Raw genomic sequence first — 23100 nt, forward strand, 5'->3', positions numbered from 1 at the left:
CGCGTGACGTTCCCTATGGGGATCGGTATTATTTTGTTAATTCGGCGGAAAAAGGTCGTTTGGCGGCTTAAAAACAACAGGCGGATATAGCAATGACTTTGAACCTTTCGGTGCCAGGGCACGACGAACTTAAGCCGCGTATTACGGTGTTTGGTGTTGGTGGCGCGGGCGGCAATGCCGTCAACAATATGATCGACAAGCAACTGCACGGCGTGGACTTTGTAGTTGCAAACACGGATGCGCAGGCGCTGCAGCAATCGAAATCCGAAGCACGCGTTCAGCTGGGCGTTAAAGTGACCGAGGGTCTGGGTGCGGGAGCCCGGGCTACTGTGGGCGCTGCCGCTGCTGAAGAAAGCATCGAACAAATCGTAGACCATCTGGCTGGCGCACATATGTGCTTTATCACTGCCGGTATGGGCGGTGGCACCGGTACAGGTGCAGCCCCGATCATCGCGCAGGCGGCGCGTGAACTGGGTGTTCTGACCGTTGGTGTTGTCACCAAGCCGTTCCAGTTCGAAGGCGGCAAGCGTATGCGTCAGGCCGAGGAGGGTGTTGAAGCCCTTCAGAAGGTCGTCGACACGCTGATCATCATTCCGAACCAGAACCTGTTCCGTCTGGCTAACGAGAAGACCACGTTCACCGAAGCGTTCTCGATGGCGGATGACGTTCTGTACCAAGGTGTTAAAGGCGTAACTGACCTGATGGTTCGACCGGGCCTGATCAACCTCGACTTTGCTGACGTTCGCGCCGTAATGGACGAAATGGGCAAGGCGATGATGGGCACAGGCGAAGCGGCTGGTGAAGATCGTGCGATCCAGGCTGCCGAGAAGGCCATCGCGAACCCGCTGCTGGACGAAATCAGCCTGCGCGGTGCGAAGGGCGTTCTGATCAACATCACCGGTGGTCACGACCTGACGCTGTTCGAACTGGACGAAGCGGCCAACCGCATTCGCGAAGAAGTCGACGCAGACGCGAACATCATCGTTGGTTCGACGCTGGACGACTCGATGGAAGGCAACATGCGCGTCAGCGTTGTTGCGACAGGTATCGACGCAGCAGAAGACGTTATGGAAACTCCGGTTCCCCGTCGCAGCCTTGCGCAGCCGCTGAAAACACATGTTGAAGCAGAAGCGCCTGTTGAAGAAGCAGCAGCGGCAACTGTTGCAGCCACTCAGGCAGTTTCCCAAGCATATGAAGACGAAGAGCCGTCGCTGTTCGAAGGCATGAGCGCCGAGCAGGTTGCTGCAGAAGACGAGATGGAAGATGTGGCCGAGCATGACGATGGTCTGCCGCCGCCCGCCTACCAGCCCCGTGTTCAGGAATTCCAGCCGCGCGCTGATTTCGATGCAGAGCCGGAAGGTTTCGTCGCGCCGCGTGCAGCAGCACCTGGCACGCCGTCGCCCGAAGCGCTGGCTCGTCTGCAGGCAGCCGCGTCGCGTGCACGCACCGATGCTCCGGCGGCCCGTCCGGCACCCGCTCCGGCACCGCGTCCGGCAGCAGAAGCCGAAAAGCCGCGCTTTGGCATCAACTCGCTGATCAACCGCATGACAGGCAGCGCGCATGAGGGTCAGGCGGCCCGTCGTCAGCAGCCTCCGGTACAGGCACGTCCCGAGCCGATGGTTGATCACGAACCCGACGCCGAGCAGGACAAGATCGAAATTCCGGCATTCCTGCGCCGTCAGGCAAACTAAAAACCGCTCACATTTCAGATATGAGCGCAGAAAACGCCCCTGTCATCAGGGGCGTTTTTCATTTGAAAACATGCGGTTGCGAGGCGTTGTTTCAAAGTAAGCGGGCATTTGCGCAAAATATGACAGACATGTTTCAGAACGTTGCAATACTTGATTTGAGGCTTTGGCCCCCCGTGCGTAACTAATCCCCGACGCCAGATGTGTGCGGAATCGCACGTCTTGCGTAGGTCGATTAGAGGTGACTTTTGCAACATACCGTTCGTGGTCCAATCGTATTTGATGGAGTTGGTTTGCATTCTGGCAAGCCGGCGCGTTTGACGATTCGTCCGGCTGCGGCCGAGCATGGCATCTGGTTCAAACGCACCGACATCCGTTTTGGTGATGCTCTGATCCCTGCGCTTTGGGACGCGGTCGAACGGTCTCCGCTTTGCACACGTCTGGTGAACGCGGCAGGTGCTTCGGTTTCGACCGTTGAGCACGTCATGGCCGCTTTGGCGGGTTGCGGTGTGCACAATGCCCTGATCGAAATTGACGGCCCCGAGGTTCCGATCCTCGACGGGAGTGCCGTTCCTTTCGTCACCGCCATTCTGGACAAAGGTCTGCGCGGTCAGGCAGCGCCGCTGCGCATTCTGGAAATCATCGAAACTGTTCAGGTACACACGGCGTCCGGTTGGGCGCGTCTGTCGCCTGCTGACACGCCGCGCATGACATTCCGTATCGAATTTGCGGATGACGCCATCGGGACGCAGGAAAAGTCGCTGGAAATGTCCAACGGCACATTCGTGCGTGAACTTTCTGACAGCCGTACATTCTGCCGCAACAGCGATGTTGAAGCGATGCGCGAGCAGGGGCTGGCCCTTGGCGGTACGCTGGAAAACGCCGTGGTCGTTGATGGTGACAAAGTTCTGTCGCCGGGTGGTTTGCGCCACGCCGATGAGGCCGTGCGCCACAAAATGCTGGACGCTTTGGGTGACCTGATGCTGGCTGGTGCGCCGATCCTTGGTCATTATGAGGGTCACAAGGCGGGTCATGCGATCACAAATATGTTGCTGCACGCGCTTTTCAGCACGCCAAGTGCATTCCGAATGATTGAGTGCACAGGCGATATTCGTGCAAAAATGCCCGGTGTTGGCGTTCTGCCCGAGGAAATTCCCGAGGTCGCCTGACACAGGTCACGCTTGTGATCGCCAAAATTGTTCAAAGCCGTTTTGCACCGGAATTTTCTGTGCTAGGACCATGAACGAACGGGGCGCTTGTCGCCTTGAAGGAACAGCCGAGGGTGGTCGAGCATGGTGGGCGGTACAACACGGAAAACGGGGATCGCAGCGGTTCTTGTGACGTGTTTTCTGGCAAGCTGTGGGGATGGTGGGCCCGATGGGCGCAGTGCTCCGAACGGCCAGCCGATGGAAAGTTTCACGGCAGAGCAAATCTTTGAACGCGGTGAGTTCGAACTGAACCGCAGCAAAGAAGATGATGCGGCTTTCTTCTTCTCTGAGGTTGAGCGGCTTTATCCCTATTCCGATCTGGCCAAGCGTGCGTTGATCATGCAGGCCTACGCCTACCATAAGGACAAGGATTACGAGAACAGCCGCGCAGCAGCGCAGCGCTATATCGATTTCTATCCTTTGGAAGATGATGCGGCCTATGCGCAGTATCTGTTGGCATTGTCCTACTACGACCAGATCGAAGAGGTCGGTCGTGATCAGGGGCTGACATTCCAGGCGCTGCAATCGCTGCGCGCCGTGATCGAACGCTATCCCGACAGCGAATACGCGCGGTCGTCGATCCTGAAATTCGATCTGGCCTTTGACCACCTTGCAGGCAAGGAAATGGAGATCGGGCGCTATTATCTGAAGCGCGAACACTATGCGGCGGCGATCAACCGGTTCCGTGTTGTGGTTGAGGATTTCCAGACAACCACGCATACCGCCGAGGCGCTGCATCGTCTGGTCGAAAGCTATCTGTCGCTGGGTCTGACCGATGAGGCGCAGACCGCTGGTGCGATCCTTGGCTATAACTACCAGTCCACCGAATGGTACGAAGACAGCTATAAGCTGCTGACGGGCCGTGGGTTGGAGCTTGAGGCTGCGGGTGATAGCTGGTTGCGCCAGATTTACCGTCAGATGATCAAGGGCCAGTGGCTCTGATTTTCGGGGCGGTTTCGTCCTTCTGTCAGAACGTGTGCTGTCATGCTCAGAGCGCTTGAAATCCGCGACATGTTGATCATCGACCGGCTGGACCTTGAGTTCCAGCCGGGTCTGAACGTGCTGACCGGTGAAACGGGCGCGGGTAAATCTATTTTGCTGGATTCCCTGGGCTTTGTTCTGGGCTGGCGCGGGCGTGCCGAACTGGTGCGTCAGGGCGCTGATCAGGGCGAGGTCGTGGCGGTGTTTGATCTGCCGGATGACCATGCTGTGCACGAGGTTCTGGAAGAGGCGGGCATTCCTGCTTCGGACGAACTGATCATGCGCCGCGTAAACACCAAGGACGGGCGCAAAACCGCATGGGTCAATGATCGCCGCTGTTCGGGCGAGGTGCTGCGCCAGTTGTCAGAGCGCTTGGTGGAATTGCACGGTCAGCATGATGATCGCGGTTTGCTGAACCCCAAGGGGCATCGGGTTCTGCTGGATACCTATGCCGGTCTTGAAGGCGATCTGGCAGAGCTGCGTGCGGCATGGCGTGCACGTAGCGATGCGCAGAAGGCCTTGGATAAGGCGCGTGCCGATCTTGAGGCGGTGCAGGCCGAGGAAGAGTTCCTGCGCCATGCCGTAGGCGAGTTGGATGCGCTTTCGCCAGAAGCGGGCGAAGAGGCGACGCTGGACAGTGATCGCCGCCGGATGCAGGCGGCTGAGCGTATCCGTGATGATGTGATGCGGGCAGGACAAGCCCTGTCGGATGGTGCGGAAAACGCCATGGGGGATGCACTGCGCTGGCTCGAGGGCGTGACGGACAAGGCCGAAGGTCTGGTCGATGCGCCGATGGCGGCGCTTGAACGGGCGATGGTGGAATTGGGCGATGCAGTCAGCGGTGTTGAGGCCGCGCTGGACCAGTTGACGTTTAATCCGCACGAGCTTGAACAGACGGAAGAGCGGTTGTTCGCAATCCGCGGGTTGGCGCGCAAGCATCAGATCGCGCCGGACGAATTGGCCGGATTTGCCGACACGCTGCGCGGCAAGCTGGAGGCGCTGGATCAGGGAGCTGAGAATATTGGCTCGCTTGAGGCGGCTCTGAAAGCGGCCGAGGCGCGGTATGCGGATCTGGCGACGGCACTGCATGGCAAGCGCGTTACAGCGGCCAAAGCGTTGGACAAGGCCGTGTCGGAAGAGCTTGCTCCGTTGAAAATGGAGCGTGCGGTTTTCCAGACCTTGATCGAGGACGCGCCGGACGGGCCCGAGGGCCGCGACGCTGTCAGCTTTACCGTGGCAACCAACCCCGGTGCGCCTGCGGGGCCGTTGGCCAAGATCGCGTCGGGCGGGGAACTGAGCCGCTTCTTGTTGGCTTTGAAGGTGTGCCTATCGGAACCGGGTGCAGGTATCACCATGATCTTTGACGAAATCGACCGTGGCGTCGGTGGGGCCACCGCGGATGCTGTGGGCCGTCGTTTGAAGGCGCTGGCAGAAGGACAGCAGGTTCTGGTCGTCACACACTCGCCGCAGGTGGCAGCACTTGGTGCGCATCACTGGCGCGTTGAAAAGCGTGTTCAGGATGACGTGACCACATCCACGGTCACGCCGCTGGACGACGGCGAACGGGAAGACGAAATCGCACGGATGATTTCCGGCGATACCGTCACAGAAGAAGCACGCGGCGCTGCGCGGGCACTGCTGAACGGCTAAAACGCCCCGAACGGTCCCCTACAATTTGCGCATCTCTTAATCACAACGGGATTTCTGCCGTTTTTTTCGGCAGCTTACCTTGGACCGCCGAGTGACTTGGCGTAAGGAACTATAGGACTCATCTATTCAGATTTGGCGACACGCGGAATGGCGGACACATCCTTGATCAAGCAGCAGTGGGGGGAATTTTCCCGAAACTGTGGGCGCGGCTGGGATTTGCTTCGTCATGAAGGCCCCGGACAGATCCAGTTCTGGTTTATCGCTTTGGCCATCGGCATCGCGGCAGGCTTTGCGGCTTTGTGTTTCCGTCTCGGGATCGAGTGGTTGCAGACGCTGGTTTATGGCACGCCCGATGTGAACACGCTGCACAGTTTTGCTGAAACGCTGCCGTGGTATCTGGTGATGCTGATCCCCATCCTTGGTGGCACTGTTGTCGGTTTGATCCTGCATTTTTTCACCCCTGATGCCCGTGTGCGCAGCGTGTCCGACGTGATCGAAGGCGCGGCGCTGAACGATGGGCGGGTCGAGAAGAAGGCAGGTATCGCGTCGGCGTTGTGTTCATGGATCACGCTGTCGACAGGGGGATCATCCGGTCGGGAAGGGCCGGTCGTGCATATCGCGGCGATGATGTCGAGCTGGGTGTCCAACTTGATCCGTGCGGATGGCATCACGGGTCGCGACCTGCTGGGATGCGCTGTGGCGGCGGCTGTTTCTGCGAGCTTCAACGCGCCAATCGCAGGCGCCTTGTTCGCGCTTGAGGTCGTGTTGCGCCACTTTGCTTTGCACGCCTTCGCGCCCATCGTAGTCGCCAGCGCGGCGGGCACCGTGATCAACCGGCTGGCGTTTGGCGACGTGACCGAATTCAGTTTACCCGGCACGACGACGGTCGAATTCTATCTAGAGCTGCCAGCGTTCCTGATCCTTGGTCTGGTCTGCGGGTTGGTTGCGGTTGTCATGATCCGGTCCGTGTTCTGGGCCGATGATCTGGGCACCGCGTGGCAATCAAAGCTGGGCCTGCCCAACTGGCTGCGGCCTGCGGCAGCGGGCGTGTTGCTGGGGGCGATGGCGATCTGGTTCCCGCATATCATTGGTGTTGGCTATGAAACCACCTCGCGTGCGCTGACAGGATCACTGTTGCTGCATGAGGTTGTGGTGTTTGCCATGCTGAAGGTTGTGGCTGTGGCTGTGACCGTCGGTGGCCGGATGGGCGGCGGTGTCTTTTCCCCGTCCTTGATGATCGGCGCGTTGACCGGTTTGGCGTTCGGGATGATTGCGACGGGCTTTTTCCCGAACCAGTCCGGCTCTGCGACGCTGTACGCATTGGCCGGGATGGGGGCAGTGGCGGCGGCTGTTTTGGGTGCCCCGATTTCCACCACTTTGACCGTGTTCGAACTGACAGGGGACTGGCAGACCGGTCTGGCGGTGATGGTGTCGGTGTCAATGTCCACAGCGATTGCATCGCGGCTGGTGGATCGCAGCTATTTCCTGACACAGCTTGAACGTCGCAATGTGCATCTGGCGGCGGGCCCGCAGGCCTATCTTCTGGCGATGTTCAGGATGGCGGGTGTCATGCGCAAACCGACCGAGATCGGCGCTGCCGATGAAGAGGCCTGTCTGCGAATGATCGAACAGAACCTGTTTCTGCAGCCTTCTGCGACATTGGAAACTGCGTTGCCGATGTTTGAGAAGTCCGGCGTGGCGTTTCTGCCGGTCGCCGACATCGACAATGAAACCGGCCAACCCGTTCTTGTTGGCGCTCTGTTTCATGTCGATGCGTTAAAGGCCTATAACCGCGCGCTTGCGGCGACGGCCGAAGAGGAGCACAGCTGATTACAGCTGTTCCACATTGACGCCGTCCTGAACGGTAAACGCCAGATGGTCTTTGATCTCGGCCACGTCTGCCGCCGGATTTTCGTATGTCCAGACCGCGTTATCGTAGGTGCGGCTTTTGGACATGATCGAATAGTAGTTTGCCGTACCCTTTTTCGAGCATTCAGTCGTGTGATCTGTGCGGTCAAGCAGCGCCATGGCGATGTCGTTGCGCGGGAAATAGATCACGAAAGGCAGATCGCCCTCTGTCAGTTCCAGAGCATTGGAAGATTCGCCCAGAACGGCGCCACCTGCACGCACCACCCAAGTGCCATCCGCCGGTCTGATTTTGATATCTGTAGTCATTATAATCTCCCTCTAGTCTGTTGTTGTCCTGCCCGCGTTTTATGACAATGCGGTGTCAAATCGGCTGCGTCGCATTCACGAGCCATTGTGCCGCAGTGTCATCAACCAGCGGCAACAGGGTATTCCGGCACGTTTCATGATAGCTGTTCAGCCACGCGCGTTCCGGCGCTGTAAGCATTTCAGCCACGATTAGGCGGCGGTCAATAGGGACGTACGTCAGTGTTTCAAATTCCAAAAGGTCGCGAATTGTCGCGTCTGGCCGTGGTTCGGCCTGCGTGACGACAATCAGGTTTTCGATACGAATGCCAAACGCGCCTTCGCGGTAGAAGCCGGGTTCGTTAGACAGGATCATTCCGGGTTCAAAAGGGACGGTGCCTGTTCGTGCCAAACGCTGCGGTCCTTCGTGAACGCTCAGAAACGCGCCGACGCCGTGGCCGGTGCCGTGACCGTAATCCAGGCCCGCTTCCCACAGGGGCGCGCGGGCGAAAGCATCCAGATCGCGACCGGCCAGACCTTTGGGAAACTTCAGGCGGCTGATCGCGATCATGCCGCGTAGGACACGGGTGAAGGCCTGCTTTTCTGCGTCGCCCACGGTGCCGATGGCGATGGTGCGGGTGATGTCGGTGGTGCCGTCACGATATTGTCCGCCAGAATCGACCAACAGCATGTGCCCGTCTTCGATCCGCGCATTGGTTTTTTCCGTGACGCGGTAGTGCACGATGGCACCGTTCGGGCCGGTGCCCGAGATGGTTTCAAAGCTGATGTCTTCCAGACAGTTGGTTGCGCGTCTTTCGCCCTCAAGCTGTTTGACCACGTCAATCTCGGTCAGGCTGCCTGCTGGCTGCTGATCCAGCCATGCCAGAAAACGCACCATGGCGACGCCATCACGTGTGTGTGCTGCGCGGGTCGAGGCGATTTCCGTGGGGTTCTTGCAGGCTTTCGGCAGAAGGCACGGGTCGGGGGCTTCCGTAGTTGCGATGCCGGATGTGGCCAGTACGCTGGAAATGGCGACGGGGCAGGTGGCCGGATCAATCTGAACGGGGCCTTCTGTTCCGGCCAAGACCGTGATTAGCGAATCCGGCGCGGCAATTTTAACCTTGGGGCCAAGCGCTGTTGCCAGATCGCCAAGCTTCCGGTCATCGACAAATAGCGTGATATCGCCCGAGTTATTGAGGATCGCAAAGGCGTGCGGAACCGGATTGCGGGGGATGTCCGTGCCGCGAATGTTCAAAAGCCACGCGATGGAATCCGGCAGCGTCAGGACACAGGCTTTGGCCGCTTTCAGGGACGCGCCGATGCGTTTTAGTTTTTCGTCATGCGCCTCGCCCGCGAACTCAACAGGCTGGGCTGTGATCTTGCCGATCGGTGCATCGGGCTGATCCTCCCAGATGCGGTCAATCAGGTTGTCCGTGGCGCGAAACTCATGCTCGGGAAGGTCCTTCATCAGCTTGCGCAGCTGTTCGACAGAAAACAGCCAAGGATCGTAGGCAACTACACCGCCCGATAAATGTTCTGCGATCCAGTCGGACAGGGAAATCTCGGGCCAGTCCACTGGCGTGAAGTCAGACGCGACTTGCACCTTGACCTGAACGCGGTAGCGGCTGTCGACAAAGACGCCCGCACGGTCAGCCAGAATAACGGCAAAGCCCGCAGATCCGGTGAACCCAGTCAGCCACGCCAGCCGGTCGTCGCGGGGGGCAACATATTCGCCCTGATGGGCGTCCGAGCGGGGAACGATGAAAGCATCAAATCCTTCTTTCGACATGACACCGCGCAAATCCGCCAAGCGGCCGGGGCCCGCGGCGGGATTGGATGTCTCTTCAAAACTCTGGAACATGGTCAGCCCCTAAATAGATATTTTCTTTCCCCAAATACCTCGGGGAGCGCGAGGGGCGGCGCCCCTCGTCCAAGCCTGGTGGCCGTCAGGTCATCAGGCGCCGGTCGGATCGGCAGAGCCGATCCGAAACCTTTACGATGCTTTACGCATGCCCATTGCACGAGCGCGTTTGCGCGGATCGCTGTCGAACAGCGATGCAAGCTGCTCGGTCATCGCGCCGGCCAGCTGTTCCACATCGGTGATGGTCACAGCGCGGTCGTAATAGCGGGTCACGTCGTGACCGATCCCGATCGCCAAAAGTTCGACCAGTTTGCGCTTTTCGACCATGGCGATCACATCGCGCAGGTGTTTTTCCAGATAGTTCGCGGGGTTCACCGACAGCGTGGAATCGTCCACCGGTGCACCGTCTGAAATCACCATCAGGATTTTCCGCGCTTCGTGCCGCCCCGCCAGACGACGGTGTGCCCATTCCAGCGCTTCGCCGTCGATGTTTTCCTTCAGCAGGCCTTCTTTCATCATCAAGCCCAGATTGGGCCGCGTCCGGCGCCATGGGGCGTCGGCGGATTTGTAGATGATGTGGCGCAGGTCGTTCAAACGACCGGGTTGCTGTTCGCGGCCGTCGTTCAGCCATTTTTCGCGGGACTGGCCACCTTTCCACGCGCGGGTGGTGAAGCCGAGGATTTCGACCTTCACGTTGCAGCGTTCCAGCGTGCGCGCCAGTACGTCGGCACAGATCGCGGCGATGGAAATCGGGCGACCGCGCATCGAGCCGGAGTTATCCAGCAGAAGCGTCACAACGGTGTCGCGGAACTCGGTGTCTTTTTCGACCTTGAAGGACAGCGGCGTTGTGGGGTTCGACACCACGCGGGCCAAGCGGCCTGCATCCAGAATGCCCTCTTCCAGATCGAATTCCCACGACCGGTTCTGCTGGGCCTGAAGACGACGTTGCAGTTTGTTGGCCAGACGCGATACCGCGCCTTTGAGCGGTTCAAGCTGCTGGTCCAGATAGGCGCGCAGGCGTTCGAGTTCGGCGGGGTCGGCCAAGTCTTCGGCACCGATGATTTCGTCAAACTCGGTGTCGTAGGCTTTGTAATCCGGGTCGGCATCAGAGATCGGCTGAGGGGCAGGCGGCTCCAAAGGCGCTTCGCCTTCGGGCATCTCGACCTCTTCGCCCTGTTCCTGATCGGCCAGATCCTCCATCGAGACCTGCGCCTGAGCGCTGTCTTGCTGTTGTTCCTGACTTTGTTCGGGCGTGGCGTCGGCCTCGTCTTCGCCTTGATCGTCCTGACCGGTGGAATCGGGTTCCTGTTCCTGATCCGCGCCTTCTTCGGCCTGATCCTGAGCTTCGTCGTCCAGTTCGTCGGGGTCTTCGCCCAGCTGGTCGCCATAGCCCAGATCGGAAATGATCTTGCGGGTCATTTTGGCGAACTCGCCCTGATCGGACAGGCTTTCTTGCAGCTCTTCCAGCGTCACGCCTGCTTTGGATTCGATCTGGTCGCGCCACAGGTCCATGACGTTTTGCGCCGCATCGGGCAGGTCGCGACCGGTGGCGAGATGGCGGACAAGGTAGCCTGCGGCAACGGAGAGCGGAACGTCGGTGGCATCCTTAACCTGATCATAGCCCTTGCGCAGGGCGTCATGGCTGATCTTGGCGTCAATGTTGCCAGCGGTGCCGGGCATGTCGCGCGCACCCATCGCTTCACAGCGGGCGGTTTCAAGGGATTCATAAATCTCGCGGGCGAGATCGCCTGCGGGGGCGTAGCGCGCGTGGGTCTGGGCGTTGTGATAGCGACGGTGCATTGCCAAAGCGTCGGCAGTACCACGGGCCAGCATGACCTCTTCTCGGGACATGCGGCGGGACACTTGGGGCAGGCGCATGGCTTCGCCGGACAGGCCAGAGGGATCGACCGTATAACTGACGGACAGCTCGGGATCGTTGGCCATGACCTTGGTTGCTTCGGCAAGCGCCTTTTTGAACGGGTCGGCGGGGTTATCAGAACGCGTGGACATGGGGCATGTTGTCCACCCTGTCACAGCGATTGGCAAGAGGCAAAGACGCCGCGCTTGGGGTGTGGGTGGGGTTTAGCCGAGCAAAAGTGAGGAACAGCTTTGTGAAAGCATAAACGCGCGGCTTTTGGCCTGTGTGCGGCGCGCATCGTCAAGGTGGAATGTTGCGATGGATAACAGGCGGGATTGATCCTGTTTCGCGCGGATGCGCCAATCCAGTACTGTGCGCCCGGGAACGTCGTGGGGGATTGCGGCCAGCAAATCGACAAAGCTTTCGCGAAGCACCTGAGCCTCTTCGTCATTTCCGCCCATGAGCCAGCTGTGTTCGACCTTTGCGGACAGCCGCCCAGCGCATTCTGCAAAGGCCCGTACCGGATCAAATCCGGCACTGGGTGACGCCGCGCAGGGGCCTCCTGCTATCACGGCGAGAACGAGAAAAGTTTTCAAACCGCATTTCATTTAGACATGGTTGCAGATTTTTCGCCTAAAAGAAGGGCAAAATGAAAACTTAATACGAATGTGACCTGTAATATACTTTTGGGATCAGTCAGCTTGCGCCAATTCCCCGCTTTGCTTTTTGCCTGTGCGGCGATAGTCAGCGGTGCATGAGAACGTTATTCCTTGGTGATGTGATGGGCCGCGCCGGACGGCAGGCCATTCAGGAACATCTGCCGCGCCTGCGGACAGAGTGGAAATTGGATTTCGTCGTTGTGAACGGCGAAAATGCCTCGAACGGTGCGGGTCTGACGAAGGCGCATGCGCAGGGCATTCTGGCTGCCGGTGCGGATTGCGTGACTTTGGGCGATCATGCGTTCGACCAAAAGGAAATGCTGCAGGCCATAGAAGACGACAGCCGCATCATTCGCCCGCTGAACTACGCGAAAAGTGCGCCGGGGATCGGGCATCGGCTGTTTTCTGATGCGCGGGGTCGCAAAATTCTGGTGCTTCAGGTCTTGGGGCAGGTGTTTATGAAACGCCCCTTTGATGATCCTTTTTCTGCCGTGGATCAGGTTTTGCGTGCACATCCCTTGGGTGGGCAGGCGCAGATGATCCTTGTGGATGTGCACTGCGAAGCGACGTCCGAGAAGATGGCGATGGGTCATTTCTGTGACGGGCGCGCCAGTCTGGTGGTTGGTACACATACCCATGTGCCAACAGGTGACGCGCAGATCCTGCCCAAGGGAACGGGGTTCCTGACGGATGCGGGCATGTGTGGCGACTACGATTCTGTCATCGGGATGGACAAGGCGGAACCACTGCGCCGCTTTATCACGGGCATGTCCAAAACACGGTTCCAGCCCGCTTTGGGCGAGGCCACCCTGTCAGGCGTGTTTGTCGAAACAGACGACCGCACCGGGAAGGCCGTGAACATCGCGATGGTGCGTCAGGGTGGACGGCTGCAACAATCCGGCCCTGTCATGAATTGACGCGCATTTGTCGTATTGTGTGGTCTGGTGCTAGTCGTCAGAATGGCGCGAACGATAAGGCAGGAATGCACTCCGAATGGAACTACTGAACATCAGTCCGGATCTTGGGGCATATCTGGCGCTAGGCGTCATGTTGGTGATGTTCGCTTTGTTCGTCAGCGAAGCCTATCCGACCGAAGTGGTCGCGATTGGCGGCGTTGCGGTTCTGTTGGCCTTGGGTCTGTTGCCCTATGAGGACGCACTTTCGGTGCTGTCGAACCCTGCACCATGGACCATCGCGGCGATGTTTCTGGTCATGGGGGCCTTGGTGCGCACAGGCGCGCTTGAGGCGTTTACGAACTACGCGCAAAAAGGCGCGGCTACCCATCCCAAGACCACAATGGCTGGCATCATGTTGCTGGTTTTGGTGGCGTCGGCCTTTATGAACAACACCCCTGTTGTCGTCGTGATGCTGCCGATCTTTGTGCAACTGGCCAAGATTTTGGGTGTCGCCCCGTCCAAGCTGCTGATCCCGCTTAGCTATGCGGCCATTCTAGGTGGCACTTTGACCCTGATCGGGACCTCGACCAACCTGCTGGTGGACGGTGTGGCGCGGTCCCGAGGGATTGAGCCATTCGGCATTTTCGAAGTCACGCCTTTGGCCATCGTTTTGGTGATCTGGGGTATGTTCTATCTGCGGGTGGTCGGACCGTGGTTGCTGCCGGATCGGGTCAGTATGGCGGGTATGCTGTCGTCAGATCGCAGCCGGATGAAGTTCTTTACCGAAGCGGTCATTCCGCCGGAGTCCAACCTGATCGGGCGTGACGTTCTAAGCGTTCAGTTGTTCAAACGTGATGGTGTGCGTCTGATCGACGTGATCCGTGGGGACCAATCGTTGCGTCGGAATCTTGAAGCTGTGCAGTTGCAGGTCGGTGACCGCGTTGTTCTGCGGACGCAGATGACCGAGCTTCTAAGCCTGCAGAGCAATAAATCCCTGAAGCGTGTGGATCAGGTTTCGGCGGTTGAAACGACCACGGTCGAGGTGCTGATCACGCCGGGTTGCAAAATGATTGGCCGGTCTTTAGGCGCGCTGCGCCTGCGCCGCCGGTTTGGTGTCTATCCCTTGGCGGTGCATCGCCGGAACCAGAATATCGGGCGTCAGTTGGATGAACTGGTGGTGCGCGTCGGTGACACGCTGCTGTTGGAAGGCGCGCCTGCGGATATCCAACGTCTGGCAGAGGAAATGGCCTTGGTCGATGTGGCACAGCCCTCTGCGCGTGCGTTCCGCCGTGGCCATGCCCCGATTGCCTTGGGCGCTTTGGCGGGAATCGTCGTTCTGTCAGCTTTGGGTGTCGCGCCCATTCTGGCCTGCGCGGTGATCGCTGTGGCCGTGGTTCTATTGACCCGATGTGTAGACGCGGACGAGGCGTTTTCTTTTGTCGAAGGCCAGCTACTGGCACTGATTTTTGCGATGCTGGCCGTGGGTGCGGCGCTGCAAAGCACTGGCGCGGTTGATCTGATCGTGAATGCCATCGCGCCGTTTCTGGGGCAACTTCACGGGGCCTTTGTCATTTGGGCGATCTTTATCCTGACATCCGTCTTAACCGAGATGGTCAGCAACAATGCCGTTGCCGTTGTCGTCACCCCAATCGCCATTTCGCTGGCTGATGCGTTGGGCGTTGATGCGCGGCCTTTGGTTGTGGCGGTTATGGTCGCGGCGTCCTGCAGCTTTGCGACACCTATAGGATACCAGACCAACACTCTGGTTTTCGGCCCGGGTGGTTACCGGTTCTCGGATTTCCTGAAGGTCGGCGTGCCGCTGAACCTGACGGTGGGCATCCTGTCAGCCCTCATCATCCCGATGATCTGGCCGCTCTGATACGTATTTTCTGTCCCAAAATACCTTGGGGTGAATTGGCCAGAGGCCAAGAGGGGCAAAGCCCCTGTCTACTCTCAAGAAAAACGACCAGTTGGTTAAGGGCGGTCCCGTAAGGGGCTGTCAGTGCCTGCGTCGTAATTTCCCAAAATGCTGGAAGGTAAATCCTGTCCAACGATGGCAGGTCCTTGAGATCGGGCGGAGCTCATCAAGGAAAGAACTGAGGCATGGCAATCATCACGCTGGACGACCGGCTTTCTGAACTGGAAACCGAACGCGACGCAATTGGGAAGGTGCTGAAACGCATCAAACGCGAAATTAACAGGCTCGCGGAACAGATCGAGACAGGAGAGGTCACCGACAAAGCCGAGGCGCAGAAAATTCTGGCCGAGGCACGATACTGGCTGAAAGCGGTCAGGGAAACGGAGACCGAGATTGAAAAGCTCAAAAAGGAACGGGCAGGCATTGCCCATGGATACGGGGTCGATCTTGAGGCTGCGCGGTCAGAGGTCGGGTGCCGACTTCATCGCCTCGCTCAGTGCAAAAAAGAGAGAAAAGTTTCTGAGTGATCTGGGGGAGGGGGCGCATCTTGCGCTCCCTTTTCTATTCGAGTTCTGGGCCATGCCGCACCAGTTACCACCCGAGGGTGATTGGCGGTCTTGGGTGATTATGGGCGGCCGTGGCGCGGGTAAGACGCGGGCCGGGTCGGAATGGGTTCGGGCGCAGGTCGAAGGGGCGAAGCCCTTGGACAAGGGGCGCTGTGCGCGCATGGCGCTGGTGGGGGAATCCATTGATCAGGTGCGCGAGGTGATGGTGTTTGGCGATAGTGGCATTCTGGCCTGTTCGCCGCCTGATCGGAGGCCCGACTGGATCGCCGGGCGCAAGTGTCTGCGTTGGCCGAACGGGGCTGAGGCGATGGTGTTTTCCGCCTATGACCCCGAAAGCCTGCGCGGCCCGCAGTTTGATGGGGCGTGGGTGGATGAGCTGGCCAAGTGGAAAAAGGCGCAGGACACGTGGGATATGCTGCAATTCGGCCTGCGGCTGGGGGATGATCCGCGGGTTTGTGTGACGACAACGCCGCGGAATGTAGGCGTGTTGAAGCAGTTGTTGGAACGCGAAAGCACGGTTGTGACCCACGCGGCGACGGATGCGAACCGCGCCAATCTGGCGGCGTCGTTTCTGGCCGAGGTGCAGGCGCGGTATGCCGGCACGCGGTTGGGGCGGCAGGAGCTGGACGGCGTTCTGATGGAGGACGCGGAAGGCGCGCTTTGGACCAGTGCGAGGTTGGAACGGTGCGCGGTCGATCAGCCGCCCGAGTTGGGGCGTGTCGTTGTAGCGGTGGATCCGCCTGTGACGGGGCACTCGGGCTCGGACGCTTGCGGGATCGTGGTTGTGGGGTGTCTGGCCGATGACCCGCAGAAGGCGGTGGTATTGGAAGATGCCAGTGTTCAGGGCGTGTCGCCATTGGCTTGGGCCAAGGCGGCGATTGCTGCGCGGGATCGGTGGGAGGCTGACCGGATCGTGGCCGAGGTCAATCAGGGAGGTGAGCTGGTGGCCGAGGTTTTGCGTTCGGTCGATCCGTTGGTTCCGGTGACCAAAGTCCATGCGACCAAGGGCAAGGCGGCACGGGCCGAACCTGTGGCGGCGCTTTATGAACAGGGGCGTGTGACGCATCTGCGGGGGTTGGGCGCGCTTGAGGATCAGATGTGTCTGATGACCACCAACGGGTTTGAGGGAAAAGGGTCGCCGGACCGTGTGGATGCGCTGGTTTGGGCGCTGACCGAACTGGTGTTGCGTGCGCCGCGTTCGGGGCGGCCCACAGTGCGTACGCTGTGATGAATGCCCGTTAAGTTCTGCGTTTTAGAACTGCTTTCAACGACGGCAACGTCAGCGATTTGAACCAGAGACTGATCAGCCCTTGACCGGAGACCGGCGGGGCAGATCAGGCGCAACGAGGAGCGGCAGATCATGGTCTTTAACCTTTTTCGTCAGCGGGCCGAGGCGGACGTGCCAGAAACCAAGGCAAGCGCGACGGGGCCTCTGATTGCCTCTGGCATGGCGGGGCGAGTGGCGTGGACGTCGCGGGATACGGTGACGCTGACGCGCATGGGTTTTACCGGAAATCCGGTGGGCTTTCGTGCGGTCAAGCTGATCGCCGAGGCGGCGGCGGCGTTGCCCCTGGTTCTGCAGGACCGCGAGCGCCGTTATGATGCGCATCCGCTTGTCAGCTTGTTGCGCCGCCCGAATGCGATGCAGGGCCGTGCGGAACTGTTCGAAGCTTTGTATGGACAGTTGCTGTTGTCGGGTGACGGGTATGTCGAGGCTGTTGGGGCGGATACTGGCGCGCCGGTAGAGTTGCACGTGCTGCGGTCAGACCGGATGCGTTTGGTGCCGGGGGCGGATGGTTGGCCGGTGGCGTATGAATATACCGTAGGGGCGCGGAAGCATCGGTTTGATGTGTCGGGTCCGGTTTCGCCGCTATGTCATATCAAGAGCTTTCATCCGCAGGACGACCATTATGGTCTGTCGCCAATGCAGGCGGCGGCGCAGGCGATGGATGTGCATAATTCCGCTTCGCGCTGGTCCAAGGGATTGTTGGACAATGCGGCGCGGCCTTCTGGGGCGATTGTGTATCAGGGGCCGGATGGCAGCAGCCTGAGCGCGGATCAGTATGACCGTTTGGTGGCCGAGATGGAGACACACCATCAGGGTGCGCGGAATGCGGGGCGGCCGATGTTGCTGGAAGGCGGGTTGGACTGGAAGCCCATGGGGTTCAGTCCGGCGGATATGGAATTCCAGAAAACCAAAGAGGCCGCAGCGCGCGAGATTGCCATTGCCTTCGGGGTGCCGCCTATGTTGCTGGGTATTCCGGGCGAGGCGACGTTCTCGAACTACCAAGAGGCGCATCGTGCGTTCTATCGCCTGACGGTGTTGCCTTTGGCGACGCGGGTAGCGGCGTCGTTGGGTGCATGGTTGTCCGAGTTTGTCGGAGAAGAGATCGAGATCAAGCCGGATCTGGATCAGGTGTCTGCGCTGTCTGCCGAACGGGATGCCCAGTGGGAAAGAATCGGTAAGGCCGGTTTCCTGACAGACGCGGAAAAGCGGATGATGTTGGGCCTGCCTGCTTTGGCCGAAGGCGATGGTCATGAGTGAGATGCGCTCGCGCTACGAAAGCTTTGATTGCGCGCCGGGCTTGCGGCTTGAGGCGCATGAGCGGGTGACGGAGCTGCAATTCAAAAGCATCGCAGGGCGTTTACAGCGGCTTGAGGCGTTGATGGAGCGTTTGGAAAAGCGGCTTTGGCTGACGGTCTATGGCGTGGTGGCGGTGATCTTGGCGCAGGCGTTTCAAAGCCTGCTGGCCGTGGGGCCCTGATGGAAAGGCGAATGGGGAAATGATGGATCTGGAACGTAAGTTTTGCCGGTTCGATGCGGATTTGACGGTGACGGATGGTGCTGTGATCGAAGGCTATGCATCGCTGTTTGGCGCCTGTGATCAGGGCAATGACGTGGTGGGCAAGGGTGCCTATGGGGCATCACTGATGCGTCTGGCGTCAGAAAACCGTGCGGTGAAAATGTTGTGGCAGCATGATCCGGCGCAGCCCATCGGCATCTGGGACGAGGTGCGCGAGGACAGCAAGGGTCTGTACGTAAAAGGCCGCTTGCTGGAGAGCGTTGAAAAGGGGCGCGAGGCGGCGGCCTTGATCGCGGCGGGCGCAATTGACGGGCTGTCGATCGGCTACCGCACGATCCGCGCGACGAAGAATGACAAGGGCCAGCGGCTCTTGACCGAGGTGGAGCTTTGGGAGGTGTCGCTGGTGACCTTCCCGATGCTTCCGAGTGCACGGGTTGCGGCAAAGGGCGACAGTCTGGAAGCCGAGGTCCTGCATGAACTGGCGCAGGCGCTTGAGGGTGCGCGCCGCGAGATGGCGGGCAGCTAACCCCCGCCGACACCTGAAGGAAAACGATGATGACTATGACCGAGACCAGTTCTCGGGCCGGAGGAGATGTGTCTCCGGCCACCCGTGTCGGCTCTGCTTTGGCGGGGCTGGTCGGGGACATCAAAGGCCTGCGGGCCGATCTGACGGCGAAACTTACTCAACAGGAAGAGCGACTGAACATGCTTGATCGTAAAACTGCACTTGCGGGCGCACGCCCGGCCCTGTCCACAGCTGCGGAAATCGAGCCGCCGCATCAGAAAGCGTTCAACGCCTATGTGCGTAGCGGCGATGACGATGGTCTGCGCCATCTGGAGCTGGAAGGCAAAGCGCTGAACACGGCGGTGAATTCCGATGGCGGCTATCTGGTTGACCCCAAAACGTCCGAGACCGTGCAGTCGGTTCTGGCCTCCAGCGCGTCGATCCGTGCGATTGCCAATGTGGTTCAGGTCGAGGCGTCTTCCTTTGACGTTCTGATCGACCAGAACGACACCGGCGCGGGTTGGGCGAATGAGGTTGATCCAACATCCGAGACTGGCACGCCCACGGTCGAGCGTATTTCCATTCCGCTGTACGAGCTGAACGCCATGCCCAAAGCCAGTCAGCGTCTGTTGGACGATGCGGCCTTTGATATTGAGGCTTGGCTGGCAGGCCGTATTGCCGACAAATTCACCCGCGCCGAAGCGCAGGCCTTTGTGTCCGGTGACGGCATCGACAAGCCGCGTGGTTTCCTGACCGCGCCGACGGTGGATGATGCGGTTTGGGCATGGGGCAATCTGGGCACTGTTACGACAGGTGTGGACGGTGATCTGGGCGACGGCGATGCGATCATCGATCTGGTCTATGCGCTGGGCGCGCAGTACCGCGCCAAGGGCACCTTTGTGATGAATTCCAAAACCGCCGGTGCGCTGCGCAAGCTGAAAGATGCGGATGGTCGCCACCTGTGGTCTGACGGTCTGGCCGCGGGCGAGCCTGCGCGTCTGCTGGGCTATCCGGTGCTGATTGCCGAAGACATGCCCGACATCGGTTCGGCCACAACGCCGATTGCCTTTGGCGATTTCTCGGCCGGTTACACCATTGCGGAACGTCCCGATCTGCGCGTGCTGCGCGACCCGTTCAGCGCCAAGCCGCATGTGCTGTTTTATGCGACCAAACGCATCGGTGGTGACGTGACAGACTTTGCCGCGATCAAGCTGCTGAGCTGCTCGGTCTAAATCCGGGACATGAGATGTGTGTGCTCAGAACGGGCGCACACAGAGGGTGCGCATCAAGTGAGTGCTTGCGTTGTCCAGCTGCTCCTCTCCGTCCGAGCAACGTGAGTGGTGCGCGCCCGACTTGGCTTGGTGAGTGAGCCGGACAGAAGTTTGCGGAGAAAGATCATGATGTTGGTCGAAGAGACATTTGTGCCCGAGCGCGCCTTGCCTGTCGATGCGCTTAAGCGGCATCTGCGGTTGGGACGGGGTTTTGCCGAAGACGATGTTCAGGACGAGGTGCTGGCCTCATTTCTGCGGGCGGCTTTGGCTGCGGTCGAGGCACGGACAGGCAAGGCGCTGATCCGCCGCGCGTTTTTGCTGAGTGTGCGTGAGTGGTCTGCCGGTGATGTGCAGAACCTGCCGATTGCGCCGGTGGCGTCGATCCTTGGTCTGGATATTGTGGACCGCTTTGGTGCGGTGACGGCGATTGATCCGGTGACCGTGCAGCTTGAGGCCGATGCGCATTTCCCGCGTCTGAAATCGGTGACCAGCGCGTTGTCCGGTATCCCGAGTGGTGGCACGGCAGAGGTGCGGTTCGAGGCGGGATACAGCACGGAATTTTCTGGTCTGCCTGCGGATCTACAGCAAGCGGTTCTGCTGCTGGCGGCGCATTATTACGAATATCGCGACGAAACGGCCTTGGGTCAGGGATGCATGCCGTTCGGTGTCAGCAGCCTGCTGGCGCGGTTCCGTCCGATGCGTCTGGGGGCGCGGGCATGAAGAACGTGCGTTTGAACCTGTCGGCCATCCTTGAGGCGCGCGCGTTGGTTCCTGACGGGGCAGGCGGGCAGGCGTCGCAGTGGCAAGAGCTGGGGCAGTTGTGGGTTGCGTTAAATCCCCGTGGTGGTCGCTTGGTACAGGCCGACGGCGGTGCTGTGGCCGAGACGCGCCACAGGATCACGACGCGTGCCGCCCCTGTTGGCCATGCAAACCGACCTGAACCGGGGCAGCGCCTGCGCGTCGGGTCCCGTCTGTTTCACATCAAAGCGGTGCACGAGGCGGATTTCGACGGTCGTTTTCTGACCTGTCTGGCGGAAGAGGAGCGTGTGGCATGAGCTATCAGGCGTCAGCGGCGCTTCAGGCGGCGATCTATGCGCGATTGCAAGGTGATGCGGATGTCACCGGCTTGGTGGGCGCGCATATCTACGATGAAATGCCGACCGGCACTTTGCCCACGTTGTTCGTGGCGTTGGGCGGTGAAGAGGTGCGCGACGCCTCGGACGTGACCGCAAATGGCGCGTGGCACGATCTGACTGTCAGCGTCATCAGCGATGCCAGTGGTTTTCAGACAGCGAAACGTGCGGCCGGTGCGATCAACGACAGCCTGCACGAGGCTGATCTGACCTTGGCGGTCGGGCAGTTGGTGTTTCTGCGATTTCTTAAAGCGCGCGCCAAGCGCGGCAAATCAGGTGGGCGGCAGATTGATCTGACATTCCGCGCCCGCGTGGACCTTATCTGATTATCTAAAACGGAGTGAGCGATATGGCTGCCCAGAATGGTAAAGACCTGCTGATCAAGGTTGATCTGACCGGAGACGGACAATTCCACACGATGGCGGGCCTGCGCGCAACGCGCGTCAGTTTCAACGCCGAGGCCGTGGATGTGACGTCGCTGGAAAGCGAAGGCGGCTGGCGTGAATTGCTGGGCGGCGCAGGTGTGCGCAGCGCGGCGATCAGCGGGTCGGGTGTGTTCCGTGATGGCGACACGGACGAACGCGCGCGCCAGATTTTCTTTGATGGTGAGACGCCGAATTTTCAGGTGATCATTCCCGATTTTGGCCGCGTCGAAGGCGCGTTTCAGGTCACGTCTCTGGAGTATGCGGGCACCTATAACGGTGAGGCGACTTACGAGATGTCGTTGGCCTCTGCCGGTGCGCTCAGCTTCGTCGCGGCGGCGGTCTGATCATGGCGAACCCCTGGCGCGGAGAAGTGGCGATTGTGCTGGATGGTCAGCGGCATGTGATGCGGCTGACGCTCGGCGCTTTGGCCGAGCTGGAGGCGGGGCTGGGTGACGAAACGCTGGTCGAACTTGTGCAGCGTTTTGAAACTGGCCGGTCGTCGACCCGTGATGTGTTGGCCCTAATCGTCGCGGGTCTGCGCGGCGGGGGCTGGCAGGGCCGTGCCGAGGATTTGATGCAAGTCGAGATCGAAGGCGGGCCGCTGGTTGCGGCGCGTGCGGCGGCCGAGCTTTTGGTGCGGGCGTTTGCCCTACCGGATCAGGCGTAAGGTTTACGCGTGATGCGGTTTGAATGGGCCGAATTGCTGGCGGCGGGGGTGCACCGTTTGGGGCTTAAGCCGGATGACTTCTGGCGTCTGACCCCCGCCGAGCTGGAGTTGATGTTGGGGCAAAAGGCAGGGCTGCGCCCGATGGGGCGGGAACGGTTGGATGCCTTGGTCGCGGCCTTTCCCGACGAGATAGGAGAGATGACGAATGAGCAGCTTTGAAAACCTTGATGATCAAGCTGACGCGCTTGAGAAATCACTGACGGCCGCGGCAGGAATGGCGGCGGCGTTCAACACGGAACTGTCCCGCATTCGCACGACGTTCGACGCCACAAGTGATGGGGCGCGTCGCCTGAACACATCGCTGTCCAGCGGTGTCAGTCGCGCAATTGATGGCGTTGTTCTGGACGGAATGCGTTTGTCAGACGCGCTGCAGACGGTGGCGCAATCCATGATCAACGCGGCCTATCGCGCGGCGGTAAAACCGGTGGCGGATCACGTCAGCGGGATGATCACGGCGGGTGCCGGCCAGATATTTGGTGCGATGTCGCCCTTTGCAGATGGCGCGGCGTTCAGCCAGGGGCGGGTGATGCCCTTTGCCAATGGGGGTGTCGTGTCGGGCCCGGTCACGTTTCCAATGCGGGGTGGCACCGGATTGATGGGCGAGGCCGGGCCAGAGGCGATCATGCCTTTGGCGCGTGGGCCGGACGGCAAGCTGGGCGTGCGTGGCGGGGGCGGTGGGTCTTCGACCGTGGTGTTCAACATCACGACGCCCGATGTGGACGGCTTCCGCAGATCGCAAAGCCAGATCGCAACCCAGATGACCCGCGTTCTGGCCCGCAGCCAGCGCAACCGATAAGGA

At 60.0% G+C, this 23100-nt stretch carries 24 protein-coding genes; 20 read left to right on the top strand and 4 right to left on the bottom strand.

What is annotated here, in order from left to right:
- Window positions 1-92: 92 nt before the first annotated feature.
- The 5 genes from ftsZ (at window position 93) to C4S59_RS13025 (ending at window position 7357) form a co-directional block, all read left to right on the top strand.
- Window positions 93-1691, top strand: a complete 1599-nt coding sequence (ftsZ, locus tag C4S59_RS13005; RefSeq protein WP_103910963.1) for a cell division protein FtsZ — start codon at window positions 93-95, stop codon at window positions 1689-1691.
- 245 nt (window positions 1692-1936) lie between these two features.
- Window positions 1937-2857, top strand: coding sequence for a UDP-3-O-acyl-N-acetylglucosamine deacetylase (gene lpxC, locus C4S59_RS13010; protein ID WP_103910964.1), 921 nt, complete (start codon window positions 1937-1939; stop codon window positions 2855-2857).
- Window positions 2858-2980: 123 nt separating this feature from the next.
- Window positions 2981-3838: an outer membrane protein assembly factor BamD gene (locus C4S59_RS13015; RefSeq protein WP_103910965.1), complete on the top strand. Its 858-nt coding sequence runs from the start codon at window positions 2981-2983 to the stop codon at window positions 3836-3838.
- A gap of 42 nt (window positions 3839-3880) precedes the next feature.
- Window positions 3881-5527, top strand: a complete 1647-nt coding sequence (recN, locus tag C4S59_RS13020; protein ID WP_103910966.1) for a DNA repair protein RecN — start codon at window positions 3881-3883, stop codon at window positions 5525-5527.
- Window positions 5528-5674: 147 nt separating this feature from the next.
- Window positions 5675-7357 (top strand): chloride channel protein, encoded by a 1683-nt coding sequence (locus C4S59_RS13025; protein ID WP_103910967.1) that lies wholly within the window; start codon window positions 5675-5677, stop codon window positions 7355-7357.
- Here the strand turns inward: C4S59_RS13025 and C4S59_RS13030 are convergent, their stop codons facing one another.
- The 4 genes from C4S59_RS13030 to C4S59_RS13045 all read right to left on the bottom strand — a co-directional run bounded on the left by C4S59_RS13030 (window position 7358) and on the right by C4S59_RS13045 (window position 11993).
- Window positions 7358-7702 (bottom strand): DUF427 domain-containing protein, encoded by a 345-nt coding sequence (locus tag C4S59_RS13030; protein ID WP_103910968.1) that lies wholly within the window; start codon window positions 7700-7702, stop codon window positions 7358-7360.
- A gap of 55 nt (window positions 7703-7757) precedes the next feature.
- Complete coding sequence (locus C4S59_RS13035) at window positions 7758-9539, bottom strand: aminopeptidase P family protein (protein WP_103910969.1); 1782 nt, start codon at window positions 9537-9539, stop codon at window positions 7758-7760.
- Between the two features lie 132 nt (window positions 9540-9671).
- Window positions 9672-11549: a cobaltochelatase subunit CobT gene (gene cobT / locus C4S59_RS13040; protein WP_103910970.1), complete on the bottom strand. Its 1878-nt coding sequence runs from the start codon at window positions 11547-11549 to the stop codon at window positions 9672-9674.
- A 72-nt stretch (window positions 11550-11621) separates the two neighbouring features.
- Window positions 11622-11993, bottom strand: coding sequence for a hypothetical protein (locus tag C4S59_RS13045; protein ID WP_146064542.1), 372 nt, complete (start codon window positions 11991-11993; stop codon window positions 11622-11624).
- A 158-nt stretch (window positions 11994-12151) separates the two neighbouring features.
- Here C4S59_RS13045 and C4S59_RS13050 point away from each other — a divergent pair, with 158 nt between their 5' ends.
- From C4S59_RS13050 to C4S59_RS13120, 15 genes are all read left to right on the top strand, one after another.
- Window positions 12152-12973, top strand: a complete 822-nt coding sequence (locus C4S59_RS13050; protein WP_103910972.1) for a TIGR00282 family metallophosphoesterase — start codon at window positions 12152-12154, stop codon at window positions 12971-12973.
- 76 nt (window positions 12974-13049) lie between these two features.
- Entirely contained in the window at window positions 13050-14831 is a 1782-nt protein-coding gene (locus C4S59_RS13055; protein ID WP_103910973.1) for an SLC13 family permease, read from the top strand.
- A gap of 224 nt (window positions 14832-15055) precedes the next feature.
- Window positions 15056-15397 carry a hypothetical protein gene (locus C4S59_RS19510; RefSeq protein ID WP_146064543.1) on the top strand — a complete coding sequence of 114 codons (342 nt, stop codon included), beginning with the start codon at window positions 15056-15058 and terminating at the stop codon, window positions 15395-15397.
- Window positions 15300-16664: a DNA-packaging protein gene (locus C4S59_RS13065; protein ID WP_103910975.1), complete on the top strand. Its 1365-nt coding sequence runs from the start codon at window positions 15300-15302 to the stop codon at window positions 16662-16664. Before C4S59_RS19510 ends, C4S59_RS13065 begins: the two co-directional genes overlap by 98 nt.
- A gap of 132 nt (window positions 16665-16796) precedes the next feature.
- Window positions 16797-17981 (top strand): phage portal protein, encoded by a 1185-nt coding sequence (locus C4S59_RS13070; RefSeq protein ID WP_103910976.1) that lies wholly within the window; start codon window positions 16797-16799, stop codon window positions 17979-17981.
- Window positions 17974-18201 carry a GTA head formation protein, RCAP_rcc01685 family gene (locus C4S59_RS13075; RefSeq protein ID WP_103910977.1) on the top strand — a complete coding sequence of 76 codons (228 nt, stop codon included), beginning with the start codon at window positions 17974-17976 and terminating at the stop codon, window positions 18199-18201. The genes C4S59_RS13070 and C4S59_RS13075 overlap by 8 nt, the downstream gene beginning before the upstream one ends.
- A gap of 22 nt (window positions 18202-18223) precedes the next feature.
- Complete coding sequence (locus C4S59_RS13080; protein WP_103911233.1) at window positions 18224-18766, top strand: HK97 family phage prohead protease; 543 nt, start codon at window positions 18224-18226, stop codon at window positions 18764-18766.
- 29 nt (window positions 18767-18795) lie between these two features.
- Entirely contained in the window at window positions 18796-19977 is a 1182-nt protein-coding gene (locus tag C4S59_RS13085; RefSeq protein ID WP_103911234.1) for a phage major capsid protein, read from the top strand.
- Window positions 19978-20142: 165 nt separating this feature from the next.
- Window positions 20143-20736 (top strand): head-tail connector protein, encoded by a 594-nt coding sequence (locus tag C4S59_RS13090; protein WP_103910978.1) that lies wholly within the window; start codon window positions 20143-20145, stop codon window positions 20734-20736.
- Window positions 20733-21071 carry a head-tail adaptor protein gene (locus C4S59_RS13095; RefSeq protein ID WP_103910979.1) on the top strand — a complete coding sequence of 113 codons (339 nt, stop codon included), beginning with the start codon at window positions 20733-20735 and terminating at the stop codon, window positions 21069-21071. The genes C4S59_RS13090 and C4S59_RS13095 overlap by 4 nt, the downstream gene beginning before the upstream one ends.
- Complete coding sequence (locus C4S59_RS13100; RefSeq protein ID WP_103910980.1) at window positions 21068-21475, top strand: DUF3168 domain-containing protein; 408 nt, start codon at window positions 21068-21070, stop codon at window positions 21473-21475. The genes C4S59_RS13095 and C4S59_RS13100 overlap by 4 nt, the downstream gene beginning before the upstream one ends.
- A 23-nt stretch (window positions 21476-21498) precedes the next feature.
- Window positions 21499-21918, top strand: a complete 420-nt coding sequence (locus tag C4S59_RS13105) for a phage major tail protein, TP901-1 family (RefSeq protein WP_103910981.1) — start codon at window positions 21499-21501, stop codon at window positions 21916-21918.
- Window positions 21919-21920: 2 nt separating this feature from the next.
- Window positions 21921-22241 (top strand): gene transfer agent family protein, encoded by a 321-nt coding sequence (locus tag C4S59_RS13110; RefSeq protein WP_103910982.1) that lies wholly within the window; start codon window positions 21921-21923, stop codon window positions 22239-22241.
- A gap of 12 nt (window positions 22242-22253) precedes the next feature.
- On the top strand, window positions 22254-22460 hold the full coding sequence (locus C4S59_RS13115) for a rcc01693 family protein (RefSeq protein WP_407703069.1): 207 nt from the start codon (window positions 22254-22256) through the stop codon (window positions 22458-22460).
- Window positions 22447-23097: a phage tail tape measure protein gene (locus tag C4S59_RS13120; RefSeq protein WP_103910984.1), complete on the top strand. Its 651-nt coding sequence runs from the start codon at window positions 22447-22449 to the stop codon at window positions 23095-23097. The genes C4S59_RS13115 and C4S59_RS13120 overlap by 14 nt, the downstream gene beginning before the upstream one ends.
- The last annotated feature ends 3 nt before the right edge of the window (window positions 23098-23100 follow it).

The organism is Thalassococcus halodurans (assembly GCF_900108225.1).
Classification (GTDB): domain Bacteria; phylum Pseudomonadota; class Alphaproteobacteria; order Rhodobacterales; family Rhodobacteraceae; genus Thalassococcus; species Thalassococcus halodurans.